The 15,353-nt window shown below is 40.3% G+C and carries 13 protein-coding genes; 3 read left to right on the top strand and 10 right to left on the bottom strand.

What is annotated here, in order from left to right; genetic code table 11:
• Nucleotides 1–2: 2 nt before the first annotated feature.
• Nucleotides 3–3,086, bottom strand: a complete 3,084-nt coding sequence (locus AAG807_RS18270; RefSeq protein ID WP_341907130.1) for a CotH kinase family protein — start codon at nt 3,084–3,086, stop codon at nt 3–5.
• Nucleotides 3,087–3,266: 180 nt separating this feature from the next.
• On the opposite strand from AAG807_RS18270, the gene AAG807_RS18265 reads away from it, so the two are divergent.
• Both AAG807_RS18265 and AAG807_RS18260 read left to right on the top strand, forming a co-directional pair.
• Complete coding sequence (locus AAG807_RS18265; RefSeq protein WP_341907128.1) at nt 3,267–3,692, top strand: hypothetical protein; 426 nt, start codon at nt 3,267–3,269, stop codon at nt 3,690–3,692.
• On the top strand, nt 3,693–4,421 hold the full coding sequence (locus AAG807_RS18260) for a DUF2490 domain-containing protein (RefSeq protein WP_341907125.1): 729 nt from the start codon (nt 3,693–3,695) through the stop codon (nt 4,419–4,421).
• A gap of 114 nt (nt 4,422–4,535) precedes the next feature.
• Here the strand turns inward: AAG807_RS18260 and rodA are convergent, their stop codons facing one another.
• The 9 genes from rodA to AAG807_RS18215 all read right to left on the bottom strand — a co-directional run bounded on the left by rodA (nt 4,536) and on the right by AAG807_RS18215 (nt 14,243).
• Nucleotides 4,536–5,933: a rod shape-determining protein RodA gene (gene rodA, locus AAG807_RS18255; protein WP_341907123.1), complete on the bottom strand. Its 1,398-nt coding sequence runs from the start codon at nt 5,931–5,933 to the stop codon at nt 4,536–4,538.
• Nucleotides 5,934–6,004: 71 nt separating this feature from the next.
• The gene (locus tag AAG807_RS18250) at nt 6,005–7,891 is read right to left on the bottom strand and encodes a penicillin-binding transpeptidase domain-containing protein (protein WP_341907120.1); all 1,887 of its coding nucleotides are present in this window, start codon (nt 7,889–7,891) and stop codon (nt 6,005–6,007) included.
• Nucleotides 7,888–8,352, bottom strand: coding sequence for a hypothetical protein (locus AAG807_RS18245; RefSeq protein WP_341907118.1), 465 nt, complete (start codon nt 8,350–8,352; stop codon nt 7,888–7,890). Before AAG807_RS18245 ends, AAG807_RS18250 begins: the two co-directional genes overlap by 4 nt.
• Before the next feature lie 54 nt (nt 8,353–8,406).
• Nucleotides 8,407–9,255, bottom strand: a complete 849-nt coding sequence (gene mreC / locus AAG807_RS18240; protein WP_341907115.1) for a rod shape-determining protein MreC — start codon at nt 9,253–9,255, stop codon at nt 8,407–8,409.
• Nucleotides 9,256–9,321: 66 nt separating this feature from the next.
• Nucleotides 9,322–10,011, bottom strand: a complete 690-nt coding sequence (locus AAG807_RS18235) for a hypothetical protein (protein WP_341907112.1) — start codon at nt 10,009–10,011, stop codon at nt 9,322–9,324.
• 37 nt (nt 10,012–10,048) lie between these two features.
• Nucleotides 10,049–11,074, bottom strand: coding sequence for a UDP-glucose 4-epimerase GalE (gene galE, locus AAG807_RS18230; RefSeq protein WP_341907109.1), 1,026 nt, complete (start codon nt 11,072–11,074; stop codon nt 10,049–10,051).
• A 118-nt stretch (nt 11,075–11,192) separates the two neighbouring features.
• Nucleotides 11,193–12,641 (bottom strand): oligosaccharide flippase family protein, encoded by a 1,449-nt coding sequence (locus tag AAG807_RS18225; RefSeq protein WP_341907106.1) that lies wholly within the window; start codon nt 12,639–12,641, stop codon nt 11,193–11,195.
• Nucleotides 12,642–12,650: 9 nt separating this feature from the next.
• Nucleotides 12,651–13,379, bottom strand: coding sequence for an FkbM family methyltransferase (locus AAG807_RS18220; protein WP_341907103.1), 729 nt, complete (start codon nt 13,377–13,379; stop codon nt 12,651–12,653).
• 225 nt (nt 13,380–13,604) lie between these two features.
• Entirely contained in the window at nt 13,605–14,243 is a 639-nt protein-coding gene (locus tag AAG807_RS18215) for a hypothetical protein (RefSeq protein WP_341907101.1), read from the bottom strand.
• A gap of 167 nt (nt 14,244–14,410) precedes the next feature.
• Between AAG807_RS18215 and AAG807_RS18210 the strand changes: the two genes are divergently transcribed.
• Complete coding sequence (locus AAG807_RS18210) at nt 14,411–15,286, top strand: hypothetical protein (protein ID WP_341907098.1); 876 nt, start codon at nt 14,411–14,413, stop codon at nt 15,284–15,286.
• Nucleotides 15,287–15,353: the final 67 nt, after the last annotated feature.

Raw genomic sequence — 15,353 nt, 5'->3', positions numbered from 1 at the left:
GATTATCTTGTTACAGTAATATTACCTGTGTATGTTTCTTTTCTGCCATCTGTGAAAGTCACATTTGCCTGATAAGCATAGACACCTGTATTTACTTTTACACCATTGAAAATTCCATCCCATTTGAAATTCACATCCGAACTGACAACCATTCTGTTACCCCAACGGTCGTAAACATACCAAGTGAATGAAACAACATCTCTTCCGACTCTCGGAGCTAAAAGATCGTTTAATCCATCTCCATTTGGAGAGAATGCGGTCGGCATATAGAATCCAAGGAAACAATTGTCTCCTACCGGATTCGGATCACATGAATCAAGTGGATCGGTTCCATTTGTCACCTCATCTCCATCATTAACTCCATCTCCATCCGTATCCGGATTGTTCGGATCCGTTCCGTATTGAGCTTCTGAACCATCCAGAATTCCATCACCATCGGTGTCTATATTACAAGCCGGAGTTGCATTCGGAGGTGAACAAGGATCCAATGGATTTGTTCCATTTGTAATCTCATCTCCATCATTGATTCCGTCTCCATCCGTATCCGGATTTGTTGGATCTGTTCCGGCAGTTGTTTCTTCCGCATTCGTCAATCCATCGCTATCCTGATCACAAGGACCGGCATTTGGATTTGGAATACATGGATCTGTATTTGCAGGATCAGTTTCATCGTTCACGCCATCACCATCTGTATCTGTAACACTTGATTCCAACCCATCGATAATTCCATCTCCATCAGAATCCAGTGGATTTGCAGGATCAGGTCCAATTTCCGGACAATCACCCTCTCCGTCTCCATCTGTGTCCGGATTGTTCGGGTCTGTTCCTGCTAAAATTTCATCTGTATTTGTACAACCGTCACCATCCAAATCCGGATTATCCGCAATAAAGACAGCTGTAATGGTAACCGGTGCAACGATATCCATTGAATTCGTATCCTGAGTTATTGCTGCTGTAAGTGTATTTGCCGTGTATTCCCAATGTGAGAAAACAAAACCGGTAAGTGGTTTGGCGATTAAATTCGTTTGAATTCCTCCGAAATAATTTGCATTCCATGGATAAGTTGGAGCCCAAACTGAGTTCACTTTCACTTCCCCTGAATTTGCCGGACTGACTGTCACTACAATCGCATTCGGACCGGTAACCTGATAACAATCAGTCATTCCCTGATTCAAAGCGGTGCATCTCAAATTAATAAAATCACGCATAGCTTGCACATTGGCTTGCCATCCTGCAACTGAACCTCCCCATCTTGCACAATGTTGTGTCATTTCCGGTGAAATCTGATTAACTACACTGTCTAACAGGTAATTCATGTACGTACAAGAGAAATGAGTATTTACCAAATCAATATAACGCGTAATGTAGTATTGTTCAACTACTGGATTTTCGGTAATGAGTTTATCCAAAATATCCGTGTGACCTTGTCCTCCCGGATTTGGTAAGTTTTCTACATTACAAGGATCTGCATTTGCTGTAGGGTCGGGGATTCCGGTATAGTTAATATAATGCCCAAAACAGGCATCCATGTCCCATAAAGTATAGCGCCATTTCTTCTTGTCACCATTCGGATCCATTCCTCTCCACCAAGCAGTATTCCAATTCAACCAATCCTGATTTACGATGTATGAGTTTATTACGAAGTAGTCTATCAATGATTCCCAGTTCAATAGGTTGTCAACATAGTTGAAATTAGCCGCAACACCCATATTGTTGGTATTGATGTAATTTCTCAAGGAATTCCAATCTGGTTGTGCATTTGGAGCTCCGTATTCTTCCCAGGTTCCTCCCCATGTTTTCAAATACTGTAAATTGTATTTGTCCTGATCAGAATAATATTTGGTAAAATCATGATCATCCGCTTTTTCACGAAGTTCATAAACTCCCCAATATTGTCCATTAACATAAACGACACAAGGTCTCCATGTACGTTCATCTAATTTTAAGTGAGCTTTTTGAGATAGGGTATGAACGAATGCATCCCGGATATGTGCTCCTCCTGTTTCAAAAGGATAGTTATCACTTGCCCCTGGTTTTAAAATCAGACGTTGGAAATTATCCCGCGTTTTTTCAGGAAAAATTTGATGATCTATTTCATGATCATATCCAAATTGATCGCGCATAATGAAGTCAAATCCTCTTTGGTCATATGCCCAGGAATCATTCCCATGCTTATTGAATTCTCCTTCTCCTTTATCTACAAACGATTTATCTGCTTCCCAAATCTCGAAAAACCCTTGTGGCGTAATTCCACCATTTCCATTGAGCAAGGTTGCTACGGAATTACTTCCAAATCCAGCAACAGAGACCACTGGCACCGTATGATTTACATTGATGAAATAAGTTCCGGACATCGTGAAACTAGGTTCGTTCGTGGAGAATGCCTTTGCTCTTAGCACTTTGGTTGTAGTAATAGAAACAGGTCCGGCGTACAAAGTAGAGGTTGTCGTTGGAACAGATCCATCGGTTGTGTATCGGATTGTTGCTGTTACGTCAGAGCAGGTGATTGTTACGTTTTGAGTTCCGGGATAAAAACCAGGTGCTACACTGAATACAGGTGTCGGGGTATAAAAGTTGATCCCCCCACTATTTGCTGCTCCGGGAGTTGGTGTTAAAAACAATCTCCAGGTAGCTGCACCATTTGTTTGGCGACCAATGGAGTGATTCTGTTTCGTCATTTGTGTAAATTCCACGAAATCGACCGTTACATTGGTAGGACTCGTCAGAATAAACCACTCATTCTTGGTTTGTGCCAAGTTAAAACTCGGATGGTATTCTGCACCGGAAACCAAATTTCGACCGCTACAATACACCATCTTGTATCCTCCAGCGGCAATTGATCCGGAAGGTATCTGCCACTTTTGAGGATTGGCGTCATTATCAGATAAATAATAGCCTGTTAAATCTACCGAGGCTGCACCCGCGTTATACAGTTCGACCCAATCCTCGTATTCGCCAAAGGCATCAACAGGACCACTTATATTAGAACACGAATATTCATTGATTACGACCTGCGAATTCGCTATACCAGATAGCAAAATAGGAAACAGGAAACAAGCCGTTTTAAAGAGAGATAGCAATTTCATGCGTAGTTTTCATTTAAAGAGTGTATAATTTTACGAATCTTTTATGTTATAATCCAAACAGTAGACGTATTTTTTCACGAAAAGTGGCTGGAAAGTTCGTTTTTAATTTGTAATTCCTTATTTCAGGCGTATCATTTGATTAAAATTCTCTTAATATTGTAGCTCTATTAAACTAGACTAATGAAAAAACTAATTTTTGGAATTGCCGTTCTCTCCACAATTTCAGCATGTAAGAAAGTAGAAGGCGACGGAGGTCGTGCATCAATCTCCGGAAATGTTGTCGTAAATGAACGCCTTTACATCAACGGTCAGGTTACGGATACCGTAAGTTACTCAGGAGCAACAGAAGATCTATATATCATTTACGGTGATGGCGATGCCATGTACGATGATAAGATCGAGGTTTCTTATGATGGCTCATTCAAGTTTGAATTTTTGCAACCCGGAACTTACACCATTTTCGGATATAGTAAGATTTTCCATCCCGGAAACAATATCCCGAACAACGACGACGATTACAACACCATGGAGGTTGTCAGTAAAACGGTAACTATCGGTAAAAAGGAAAATGCCGATATCGGCACCATTACGCTAATCAAAAACTAAATGAAGGCCTTAATTATTGTTGCCTTTTTCCTGGTGCCTTCTTTCCTGGCATGGAATCAGAGCACGAGAGGTCAATTTTGGTTTAGTGCCGGAGTAAAGCGCGAAATCAAGTACAATCTGGAAGTGAATCTGAACACGAATGTGCGACTGAATAACTATGGCCAATTGGCAACTTTGTATCAGGAAGCAAGCCTGAAGTATACTAAATTGGATTGGTTCAGACCTTCCATCGAATACCGGATTGTCACCGATTATGATAAACGCAGAAACTTTGACAATAGTCACCGTCTGAACTTCAATGCCGATTTTCGTCACAAGGTGCAGCAAATTAAATTCGGTGCCCGTTTGCGCTACCAGATGTATATCGGAGGATTCGCAACAACCGGAGGAGATTTGGATCCTGCTTTTCGAATCAAACCACATGTAGAATGGGACAAGCCCAAATCCAAGATTATCCCGGAAGCTTCTGTGGAATTTTTCTATAATCCCAACAATGGTCCCTTTGGAAAAACATGGAATCGTGTGCGCTATGGCGTCACTCTGAATTTCAATTTACCCGGATCAAATGAAGTTGGCTTGACGTATTATTACGGGCAGAAATTCAATACCAAGAATAACTACAACGAACACATTCTTTCTTTGGAATATACCTTTGACTGGAAAAAAGCAAAGAAGAAGAAAAAGAAAAACGACGACGAACTGGAGGAAGATATTGAGTACCCGAAGTAATTCGTTCAAATTTCGGGGCTTAGACTAAGCTGGACCTCTAGCGCAAGCATTCAGCTACCGAAAACAAATCAACTATTTTTTAAAAAGGTGACTGAGCGGAGTCGAAGTCACTTTTTAGAATAAGACATCTCTCCGTTGGCTATCCAACTTCAGAAGGATGAACAGGAGCATGGAGAATGACATCAGGGAAGATCCTCCATAACTGAAGAATGGCAATGGAATTCCAATTACCGGTGCCAATCCGATATTCATCCCGATATTGACTGCAAAGTGATAGAAGACAATCATGGCTACACAATAGGCGTAAACACGATTGAATGTGGAGCGCTGTCGTTCAGCAATCACAATGATCCGAAACAGCATTCCCATAAAAAGTCCTACGATTGCAAGACTTCCCATAAAACCCCATTCTTCGGCAAGCGGACAAAAGATGAAATCTGTTTCACTTTCAGGAACGTGGTTTGATCGAACACTTGCTACACTTGCTTTCTTATACCCTTTTCCGAATAAACCTCCCGAACCTACTGCTGCCATTGCACGGTTGCGGTTGTAATCTTTTCCGTCATCGTCTTTACGCAAGCCCAAAACCAGTTCGATGCGGTCTTTCTGATGCTGAGCTAAACTGGAGAAAGAAAAGTTCACTGTGGTTGAAACTGCAACGGACAAAAACCATCCGGTAACAATAATTAAAAGAACTCTTCTTTGGTCTCTTTTTGATGAAATCCAACGTAAGATCAAATAAGCAATTAATGCAATCACCGTTATTACCGTAATAACCCCATAAAAACCAGGTATCAAAACACCCCGCATAAAGGTGAATTCATATTTGTTTCCACTCATCAAAAGTGTTACGATCGAAAGAAATACCACATAGAACAAGATGGGAATAAAGTGACTTCCTACCCATGTTTCCTTAAACCGAACACCCGGAATGGCATTCACCACTTTTAAAACCAATGGGTCAAAAGTGATCCCTTCCCGATACAATACAAAGAAAAAGGAAGTGAAGACTACGAACGTTCCGGCATCCGGTTGAAGCAAGATCATTACCATCGGTACCATGACTATTGCCAATGCAATAAGTACCGTTTGCACATTTTGGTTCTTTACGTTTACGGTTGAAATGTAGCGCGACAAAACGATTGCAGTACCGATCTTCATGAATTCGGCGGGCTGAATCCCCATGGAACCGATTCCCAACCAGGCTCGTGCACCGTTAATTGGAGGAGTGAAAAGAACTACCACCAGCAGGGAAAAGCAAAATAAGTAAATCGGAATTGCAAATTTGCGGTAGATATCGGAATCGATCAGGAAGACGAGAAATCCCAGGAAAATAGAAATTCCAACCCACATGATCTGCTTCCCATACTTTTGGGAAAAATCAAAAATATTGGGATGATCGGGATCGTAAGCAGCTGAATAGACATTGGCGATTCCCATACCCAACATGATGACTACTATTGAAAGTAACCACCAATCTACGTGTTGCGTAAGCGAATCTTCTCTTCTCATTTACTTCTTAGTAACTCATTCTATTTTGTTGAACTGCGCTATCCGCCTCGGCGGATTCAGTTATCAAAAGCCTATGGCTTTTTCTTCTTCATAGGCCTTGCTTTGATATTCAGTAAGTTTGCAGAGGAAACCATCTGCTCTTTCGCCTTGTCTTTCACCTTTCTGTGAATGTATTTATCAATCATCAACCCGGCAGTCGGTGCAGCCCAAACCCCACCAAAACCGGCATTTTCAATGAAAACAGCAATGGCAATTTTCGGATTTTCCATGGGTGCAAAAGCAAGGAATACCGAGTGGTCTTCTCCATGCGGGTTTTGAGCGGTCCCCGTTTTTCCGCAAACAGTAACTCCTTCAACAACAGCACGCTTCCCTGTTCCTCCCGGTTCATAACAAACCCTTCTCATCCCCTCAATAATGGGTTCGAAATTCACGGCATCAACCTTTGTTCTGTGTACCACCTTAAATTGAGGTAGCGGACCTTTATTTCCAATGGAGCGAACAAAATGAGGGGTGTAATACCATCCTTTATTTGCAATAATTGCAGCGATATTAGCCATTTGAAGAGGTGTCACTTTCACTTCTCCTTGTCCGATAGAAATGGAACGAATCGTAGAGAAAGCCCAGGTGTTATGTCCATACCACTTATCATAATAAGCCGAATTCGGAATCAATCCGGAACGCATTCCCGTAACATCCGTATCAAATTGACTTCCCAATCCAAAACTCATAATGTAATCATACCAATTGTTCAAACCCAGTTCTGCATCCGCAAAAATGGATTTCTTTTTCCCCTGCTGGATGATTCGTCTCATCACATAATAGAAATAAGGATTACAGGAGAATTTTATTCCGTCAGGCAGACTCGTCGCATTCGGATGATTGTGACATCCTACCATGGATTTTGTGCAGGGAAATCCGGATTCCGGGGTAATGACACCTTCCTGCAAACCAATCAGTGATTGCAATAATTTAAAAATGGATCCGGGAGGATATTCCGCAGCTAAAGGCCTTGGATACAATGGTTTTCCTTCATCCAATAACAACTTCGGGTAGTTTTTGCTTATATTTCTTCTTCCAACCAAAATGTTCGGGTCAAAACTTGGAGCGGAAACCAAGGCTAGAATTTCTCCCGTTTTGGGCTCAATAGCAACGATACAACCCCGCTTATTCTGCATCAGTTTCTCACCATAAACCTGCAGCTGAATATCCAGACCTAAATGCAAGGCAGGCCCTTGTTCTGCCATGGTGTCGTATTTCCCACCTGCATAAGATTCAATGGCATTATTCATTGCAGAAGTCACAATGTACTTGATTCCTTTCTGACCCCGCAATTGCTTTTCGTAGAACCGTTCTATTCCAGCTCGTCCAATCTGATCTCCCGGTCTGTAAAAACGATCTTCTTCTATCTCTTCCTTCGAAACTTCATTGAGGTAACCGAAGATATTCGCTCCTCCGGAGTAAGGATAACTTCTCATGGATGTCAAATCCTCATAAAATCCGGGAAATTTTTCCAGGTGAGGAGCAATCCGTGTGATTTCATCAATGGTTAGTTCCTTAATGAAAGGATAGGGGCGTTGTTTCTGGTAATTCTCCTGTAATTTCCCTGTATTCGGATTGCGGTATTTCCCTTCTCCCTTTTTAATCTGATAGAAGCGATCCTTTACTTCCTGTTTCGTCCATCCAACCAGGTTTGCAAATGCCACCGTATCGAAATCATGGATGTCCTCTTCTTTCATCATCAAGTTATAGTAACTTCTATTGGTCACCACTTTCTTGTCATGTCTGTCAAAAACGATTCCTCTTGGCGGAGTGATTTCTTTTCTTTTCTCGGCAATTTCCGCGGCTCTCAATTTCCAGGTATCGTCCACAACCTGCATGAAAAATAAACGAATCAAATAAATTGACCCGACAAGGATAAAGAATACCAAGATGACGTATTTTCTTCCATCCAGATTCATCGTACTGCCTTTTTGTTAGAGATGAAGATAAATTGCACTAATAAGCTTAATAAAAAGGAACTCGGGACGCTTAAACCGATCTTAAGTAAGATCCAGATGAACTCATTCCATTTGAATGACTCAATCGAAAAGAACCACGTATTGTGAATGAGTAAAAGCATTCCATAAGAATATAAGAACCAACGTCCACCCATGGAATAGACATTCACAGATTCCACACTCTCATATCCATCTCTTGGTGAGAGCCATTTAAAGATAATGGGTCTGAAAAAAGCCATGATCACCGCACTTGAGGCATGAAGTCCGAAGGTGTTGGAAAAGGAATCGATCACCAATCCGAAAACAAAGCTTAAAAGCATCAGCGGCACTGTTCCCATTTGAAAAGGCAGCATGAAAATGAACAAGGGATAGATCATCGCATAGAGACCCAGACCTGGCTCCAGGTTGTTTAATATCAGCACTTGAAACAGTACAAATAATACAAAACGAATGCTATTTAAAACAAAACTATTCACTTAAAAATCCTCCTCTTCTTTGTCTGGCGGAATTTTTCCCTCCAGTTCTCTTAATTCATCCAACAAGACATTCTTGATCACGTATACGTGCTGAATGGTTCTGAAATCTTCTGCAATTCTTACTTGCAAATCCCACAAAGGTTTTCCTTCAATTGATTTGCGTTTGGTGATTACCCCGACCGGAATTCCTTTCGGATAAATTCCGGATCCTCCACGGGTAATTACTTTCGTGAATTTCTTGATGGAGATATCATTGGAAATTCCAGCGATCTGACAAATTTTAGGGTTGATTCCATCCCATTTCAATAGACCGAAAGCACCTCCATCGCGCATGCTGACATCCACGTTGATATTCTTCGAAAGGATGGTTTTGACAACCGAGTATTTTTCACCCACCAAATGAACTATTCCAACAACTCCTTTCGATGAAATGACTCCCCAACCTTTTTTGATCCCGTGATTGCTTCCGATGTCTATGGTCATGTAATTGTTTCGCTTATCGTAGGTGTTATTGATAACGGAAGCTGCAACATACAGATATTGTTGATGGTAGTTTGTATCCTCTATCTGGATCAGTTCCCGGTCAATCTTATAATTGGAACCTTTTAATTTTTCGCGTAAACGCGCATTTTCCCACTCCAATTTCCGATTGGTGTTTTCCAGATTGAAATGCTGTGTCACAGAGTTTCTGACGGTAAAAAGTCCACCATTGATTTTTGAGGCACTTGAAAAAACTTGTAATCGTGCGAATTCAGAGTATTGGATATAGGCAGAAAGTGCTACAATTTGGAGTAACACAAAGACCAAAAAGATCTGAAATCGTTTGAAAAAAGCAATCAAATTGCGCATGCCACAAAATTAGTTAGATAAACGATTTTCTGAAGGATGAAACGAATTTTTATTTGACAATGTAGTTTAAAAAATTGAAAGTGATAATCCGAAAGCTAATGCGCTGATTTGATCACTCTTACCCTTCTTAAACTGAGGCGCCAAGGTGTAATCTGCAAACAATGCCCAATTTCGGATTCCAATACGCATGTGAACACCGTAAACCAACGGATTCCTGTCAGGTAAGGACTTGTCTTTTATTCCTTTGTGCTTTCCCTCAGGCCATACTTTTTGAAATGTCTGAAGTCGGTACCCAACCGAGCCTCCTAAGTGCATTTTGAAATGCTGCCATTTCGGAGTTCTGAAACGGAATTCGATGGGAATTGCCAATATATGATTTCCAAAGGTATTTTTTCGGTAATCCATGTAACTCGAATCCGCATAATAGCGTGTGTATGAATCCGAGCTATCTGCGAAGAACAAGCCTTTCGGACCTGTTTTTTGATACTTGTATGCCAATCCGATCCCTAAAGAAACCGTGTTTCCATTGGTTATGGGAACATCCCACATGGTATTGATATTACACCCGAAAGATCTCCAGGGATTTGACCGGATACTTCCTGATTTCATCAATTGATTGTAAGTCAGATCGATTATCAAACGGTCGTATTTTCTCAATTTCCCAGGTCTAGCCGGTCTCCAACCTGTATTGTACCAAAAAATTCCCGGACGATGTCTGGAAACCAAACTGGAGTCCTTTCCCTGTGGCTGTGTCAACCCTTGAAAAGAAATTAGAAGAAAGACTAGTACTAGTTTAAGAAATCTCATTCTCCAAGCGATATTGTTCCCATTTCCATGCATCTAAAATAGCGTCTTCGATGGTTCTTTCGGTATTCCAGTTTAAAAATTTCTTTGCTTTTGAAACATCTGCAAATAATGCATCCACATCTCCCGATCTTCTGGGACCAAATTGATAGTTCAAGGGTTTCCCTGTGACCTTTTCAAATAATTGAACCAATTCCAAAACAGAGGTTCCTTTTCCCGTGCCCAGATTAAATACTTCAAAGGTGGAATCGAAAGAATAGCTTAATGATTTTACATGTGCTTTTGCCACATCCATCACATGAATGTAATCCCTTACACACGTCCCGTCCGGAGTATCGTAATCTTTTCCGAAAATGGTCAACTCCTTTCGTAAACCGGCAGCTGTTTGTGTGATATAAGGAAGCACATTGTTGGGCGGTCCAAGCGGCAATTCACCCAGCTTCCCACTTACATGTGCCCCGATCGGATTGAAGTAACGTAAGAAAACAGGTCTTAAATCCGTTTTTCCGGCAATATCTATCAGCATTTGTTCCGCCATCCATTTTGTCCAGCCATACGGGGAATTCGGTTTCCCAACGGGCATTTCCTCATTTAATGGTTTCAGGCTATTCTCCACGCCATAAACGGTACAGGAAGAGGAAAAAACAATCTTATTCACTTGAAACTCTTCCAGACATCCCAATAAATTGATGAGTGAAGTGAGGTTGTTATCATAATAATACAAAGGTTTTTCCACCGATTCAGCAACCGCTTTAAATGCCGCAAAATGAATAACCCCTTCAAATGAATGTTTTTCAAAAACAGATTTCAGGAATGCCTTGTCGCGCATATCCCCGAGATAAAAGGTACATTCCTTTCCTGTAATCAAACTGATTTGCTTTACAATTGATGGGGTTGAATTGGAACAGTTGTCTAAAATAACAGGTGTATAACCTTGTTCAAACAACGCAACTACCGTATGTGAACCGATAAAACCCGTTCCACCGGTAACCAGAATTTCTTTGCTTTCACTCATGTATGGTAAAGATAATTCAATTCCCGTTCACTGGGGCGAATTGAAATCAAAATGCAATTTTAGGATGCGAAATTTTATTTGCGAATTCGCGGTAAAACATGCATGGGCTCGGATTGTCTTATGCTTCTTTTTCCTTTCCGCTCAGCATTTTAAGGACTTGAACCACATCGATTATTTTCAAGCCGAAAACGAGCAAAATCCATAGTAAACCAAGTCCAAAGGCATAATACAGTTGGTTCCATTGAAATCGGATTTCCAAGAACATGGCACCGATCATGAGTGTGCTTAAAACCATCAGTTTCAACCAGGTGTTTGATGCCAGGCGGTGTTTCATCTTGTAGCGCACCACCAGGTATTGAAGCACTCCCAAAGCGGATTGCGCCACCAGAGAGGCTATTGCTGCTCCAACTGCACCGAGAAAAGGAATCAACAGCACATTCAGGATGGACATCGTAATAAGTGATAAGAAGGCAATTTGATTCAAAATCCGAAGAGATCCATTCGCTGTCAATAATGTTCCGAAAACAACCGTGAAACACATGGGAATAAAGGTGATCGAATGGAAAACCCACGCATTGTAGGAATACCAGTTGGCGTCATCGTACAACTTATCAAACAAAAATTCCTTGATTCCAATAGTCAGGGTAATCATCAGGATTCCGCCGGAAAACAGGATATTCAATGCACTAGTCATAATTCCTGTGGTAGAACCATTATCTTTCAATACCTTGGAAAAAACAGGCAACAGGATACTTCCAAAAAGTACTGCAAACATCCAACAAGCATCCAATAAACGGAAACTTTGGGTGTAATACGATACTTGAACAGTTCCGGACGGATGTAGTTTTTCCAGGAATACCGCATCCAAACGTGAGGTCAGCATCATGATAATAACCAGGATGGCATAGGGATAGGATTGCCTGAAAATAGCCTTGAAAAAGTCCGAATCCCAATGAAATCGTGGCAGTGCGACAATGCGCAGATAAATGATCGTTGCAACGACTAAAGAAATGGTAGAAGAACCAACAAAAATGATTGCAAACCATTTCAATGTAACTGGCTCTATAAAGGTGGTATAGATCAGGATTCCACCAAAAATGAAGTAAACAGAGCGTTCGACAACCGACAAAACTGCATCCAATCCAAATTTCAACAAACCGCCGGTATAAGCCCGCACATAGTTTACCGTAATAATGCTTATCTGGTGCATGATCAATAAACCAAGAACCCAAAGCCATGCGGTTGGAAATCTCAAAACAAAGAACAAGGTAAGTGTCCAGATAATATAAACGAATACCAGAATAAGCCTGAAGGTAAATAAGCGATTGCTGTATTTGTGGATCATGTGCGGATGTTGCGCAATCATCCGGGTCATGAAATTGGTGATTCCCATATCCAATAGCATTGAAAACAGGAATGTGAAATTGAGCATGGTTTGAAAAATACCGTATGAATCGAGACCCAATTCATTTTGCATTTTAATATCCACCATGAAAATGGTAGCGGGTTTAACCAATAAATTCAACAACAGCGTAATGCCTAATCCTCTTAAAAACAGTTTTTGCATTAGCGGTGTTTATTCTGCGATGAAAATGAAGTTTTGCGTGTGATGCTTGGAAGAATCAAACGGAACGATCTGATTGTTTTCTCCAACAAAAATAGAATAACTGAATGATTGCAAATATTCAAAACATTTGGATCTGTTTTCATTGTTCCAAAGTTCAGCGTAAATGATTGGTTTATTCGATTCGATAATCCGATTTGCCCCTTTCAAAGCAAAATACTCGAAATTCTCCACATCAATTTTGATTGCCTGAATGGGCTGCCCGTTTAAAATATTGTCCAACTTGTCCAATCGCACGTCCACTTCTTTCCCTTCATTCCACTCCGTAATGGTTTCGTGTTTGATGTGACTCAGACCTTGCATGACGGTTTGCCCGTTTACCGGAAGCACCATTTTAGCAGTCCCTGATTCGTCACCCAAAGCCACTTCATGGATTTTGGTCGTTTTCAGTTTGAATTTTGCGATAATCCGTTTGAGAACACTCACATTTGCCGGCATTGGTTCAAAAGCATGAATGGTCGTATTTGGAAGCTTATTGGCCAAGTGAACGGTCATAATCCCCAAATTCGCACCGATATCCAGCACGTCTCCTTTACCATCTTTCAATAAGGATAAGAAGGTAAAAAAGTCGTTTTCCTTTTTGTCCGAGCGAAGTGTCTTGATTTTATAAAGCGCAAAGACATACAGATAGGTATTTAAACCCAACAATTTCTGTAAAATATATTTAACGCTGTTCTTCATTTTCATTAAGATGCCGCGAAGTTAGGAAAAGTTGGAAAGAAGGTGGCTTATTATTTTAGATATTTTGGATAAATCTATCGCTGATTCTTGGAAAAGAAGTCTCTAAAAGACAATCCACCCATTTCAAATAAACTTAAACCCACTTAATATCTTATGCTTTAAATCCGAAATTTGTCAAAAAATGCAGCGACTACGAAAAAATGGAGGCAAAATCCAGTAAATAGCTTAACACTTTCTGGAATAAGTTTTACCGGCTATCGAAATCGTTTCTTTCCCCGCTTCAAAATAGATCGTCAGTTCTTTTCCATCCATCTCCAGATAAAAGATAATCCGGGAATTTCTTTCATCCAGAAACCCTTCCACCCGCTCAACCGATTCCGCTTTGTTCTTCGAAAGAACCAATTGAAACCGGAAACTGCTCATCGGAACAACCTGGATGTAACTTTCACCCTCTCCTTGCCAATGTCCAAGCAATTTATCCGTGAAATCATTGTTCGTGATTGACTCGTAGGTATCTGTAAAGGATTGATCAAGCGCAACATAATTCAACACCATTGAATTCGCCGTTTGTTTTTTGATCAGATAATCCGTTTTCAGGATTTTCCCATCTCTCTTTGAACGGATTTCGGTAAATAGGTGTTCTCCCTTGATCCACCATTTTTCTCCAACGAATGCATCGTAATTGAGTAATTTGAGTTCGCCGTTTGATCGGAACTCATACCCGTCGTAACCACCCATTTTATTGTCGACCCACCAAAGTTTATAACATAGTGAATCCGGCAGAATGGATTCTTGCGAGTTCGATTGAGCGCTTACCGAAAGGGTGGAAAAGAAGCTGAAAACGAGTAGGAATTGAATGTTCATTGAAAAAGGAATTGAGCATTTAAAAGTAGTAATCAATTGCTTTGCTGCTTCATTTCTTAGATTAAATTGGCAACCTATCTCTGGGATGGTCAATAATTCCATTTTATGGTCAACCAAGGTCTGACGAATTCCCTTCATTTGCTTCTCAATATAATAAACTTAAATCAATGAAAAAAAACACTTTAATCGGCGGAGTTGCCTGTTTGGCAATGTCCTTGATGTTCTTCACGTCTTGTAAGAAAGAAGAAATTACATCAAAAAAATCAGTCACAAGCTCAGAGAATCAGGGAATGGAAATGCCTGATTACAAATTTTCTGCTGTTGCTAAAATTCCTGGAGAAAATCCAGAAAATGGGTTTTTAAATCTGAAAGTATCATCAAATGATGAAGAATACTTGAAAAAGTACATTGCAAAATTAGAGCAAACTAAAATTGTAATGACCGAAGTTAATTCTGCTGAAGAAGATCAGAAAAATGTCAAACCCCTTTTTGGAGAAGAAGAATCCACTTCCTCTGTTGCATTGGATTTTAATTGGGACAGTTTTTCCTTTAATCGCCAAAAAGGAAAAATGTATCAAATAAGAATTGCATCTACCGATCAAAGTAAATCTCTTGTCTATTACACTGCATATAGCAATGTGCATCAATTTAATTCAAGTTGGGGATATGCTGCAGTTAATGCTTACTGCGTTTATAGATATTGGGATCTCTCTTGTCTTTGTTATAAAAACATGAATAATTCCAAATGGTATTTCAGCAACGGCCAAAGTTACTTCTACAACCAAACGATGAGTTATCATGATAATTTGGAAATGCGCATTTTCCAAAATTCATCAAACAATACAAGCCCTACGTATACTAATTTCCCGTATTTTACAATTAATGGAATTGTAACCTATTATAGACCAAGAACAAACTATACTGGTCCTGATATGCCAGCTGGGTACATGGACGTTACTGCCATAACATCAGCTTATGGTTCTTCTTTGTTGGACCCATTTATGCCTTCCTATGCTAACTTGACATTATACATTGCTGGCTAGTTCTATCACATAATTAATTATTAAATGGCGGGTTTAAAACCCGCCATTTTTGCATGTTATAAGCAAT

Source organism: Fluviicola taffensis DSM 16823 (genome assembly GCF_943372375.1).
GTDB lineage: Bacteria > Bacteroidota > Bacteroidia > Flavobacteriales_D > Crocinitomicaceae > Fluviicola > Fluviicola taffensis_A.
This window is presented reverse-complemented; position numbering and strand designations above follow the sequence as displayed.

Excerpts from the sequence above, each read along its gene's own strand:
- AAG807_RS18270 (WP_341907130.1), bottom strand. The coding sequence starts at position 3,086 with ATGAAATTGCTATCTCTCTTTAAAACGGCTTGTTTCCTGTTTCCTATT.
- rodA (WP_341907123.1), bottom strand. The coding sequence starts at position 5,933 with ATGAGAAGAGAAGATTCGCTTACGCAACACGTAGATTGGTGGTTACTT.
- AAG807_RS18265 (WP_341907128.1), top strand. The coding sequence starts at position 3,267 with ATGAAAAAACTAATTTTTGGAATTGCCGTTCTCTCCACAATTTCAGCA.
- AAG807_RS18250 (WP_341907120.1), bottom strand. The coding sequence starts at position 7,891 with ATGAATCTGGATGGAAGAAAATACGTCATCTTGGTATTCTTTATCCTT.
- AAG807_RS18220 (WP_341907103.1), bottom strand. The coding sequence starts at position 13,379 with ATGAAGAACAGCGTTAAATATATTTTACAGAAATTGTTGGGTTTAAAT.
- mreC (WP_341907115.1), bottom strand. The coding sequence starts at position 9,255 with ATGCGCAATTTGATTGCTTTTTTCAAACGATTTCAGATCTTTTTGGTC.
- AAG807_RS18225 (WP_341907106.1), bottom strand. The coding sequence starts at position 12,641 with ATGCAAAAACTGTTTTTAAGAGGATTAGGCATTACGCTGTTGTTGAAT.
- AAG807_RS18260 (WP_341907125.1), top strand. The coding sequence starts at position 3,693 with ATGAAGGCCTTAATTATTGTTGCCTTTTTCCTGGTGCCTTCTTTCCTG.
- galE (WP_341907109.1), bottom strand. The coding sequence starts at position 11,074 with ATGAGTGAAAGCAAAGAAATTCTGGTTACCGGTGGAACGGGTTTTATC.
- AAG807_RS18210 (WP_341907098.1), top strand. The coding sequence starts at position 14,411 with ATGAAAAAAAACACTTTAATCGGCGGAGTTGCCTGTTTGGCAATGTCC.
- AAG807_RS18215 (WP_341907101.1), bottom strand. The coding sequence starts at position 14,243 with ATGAACATTCAATTCCTACTCGTTTTCAGCTTCTTTTCCACCCTTTCG.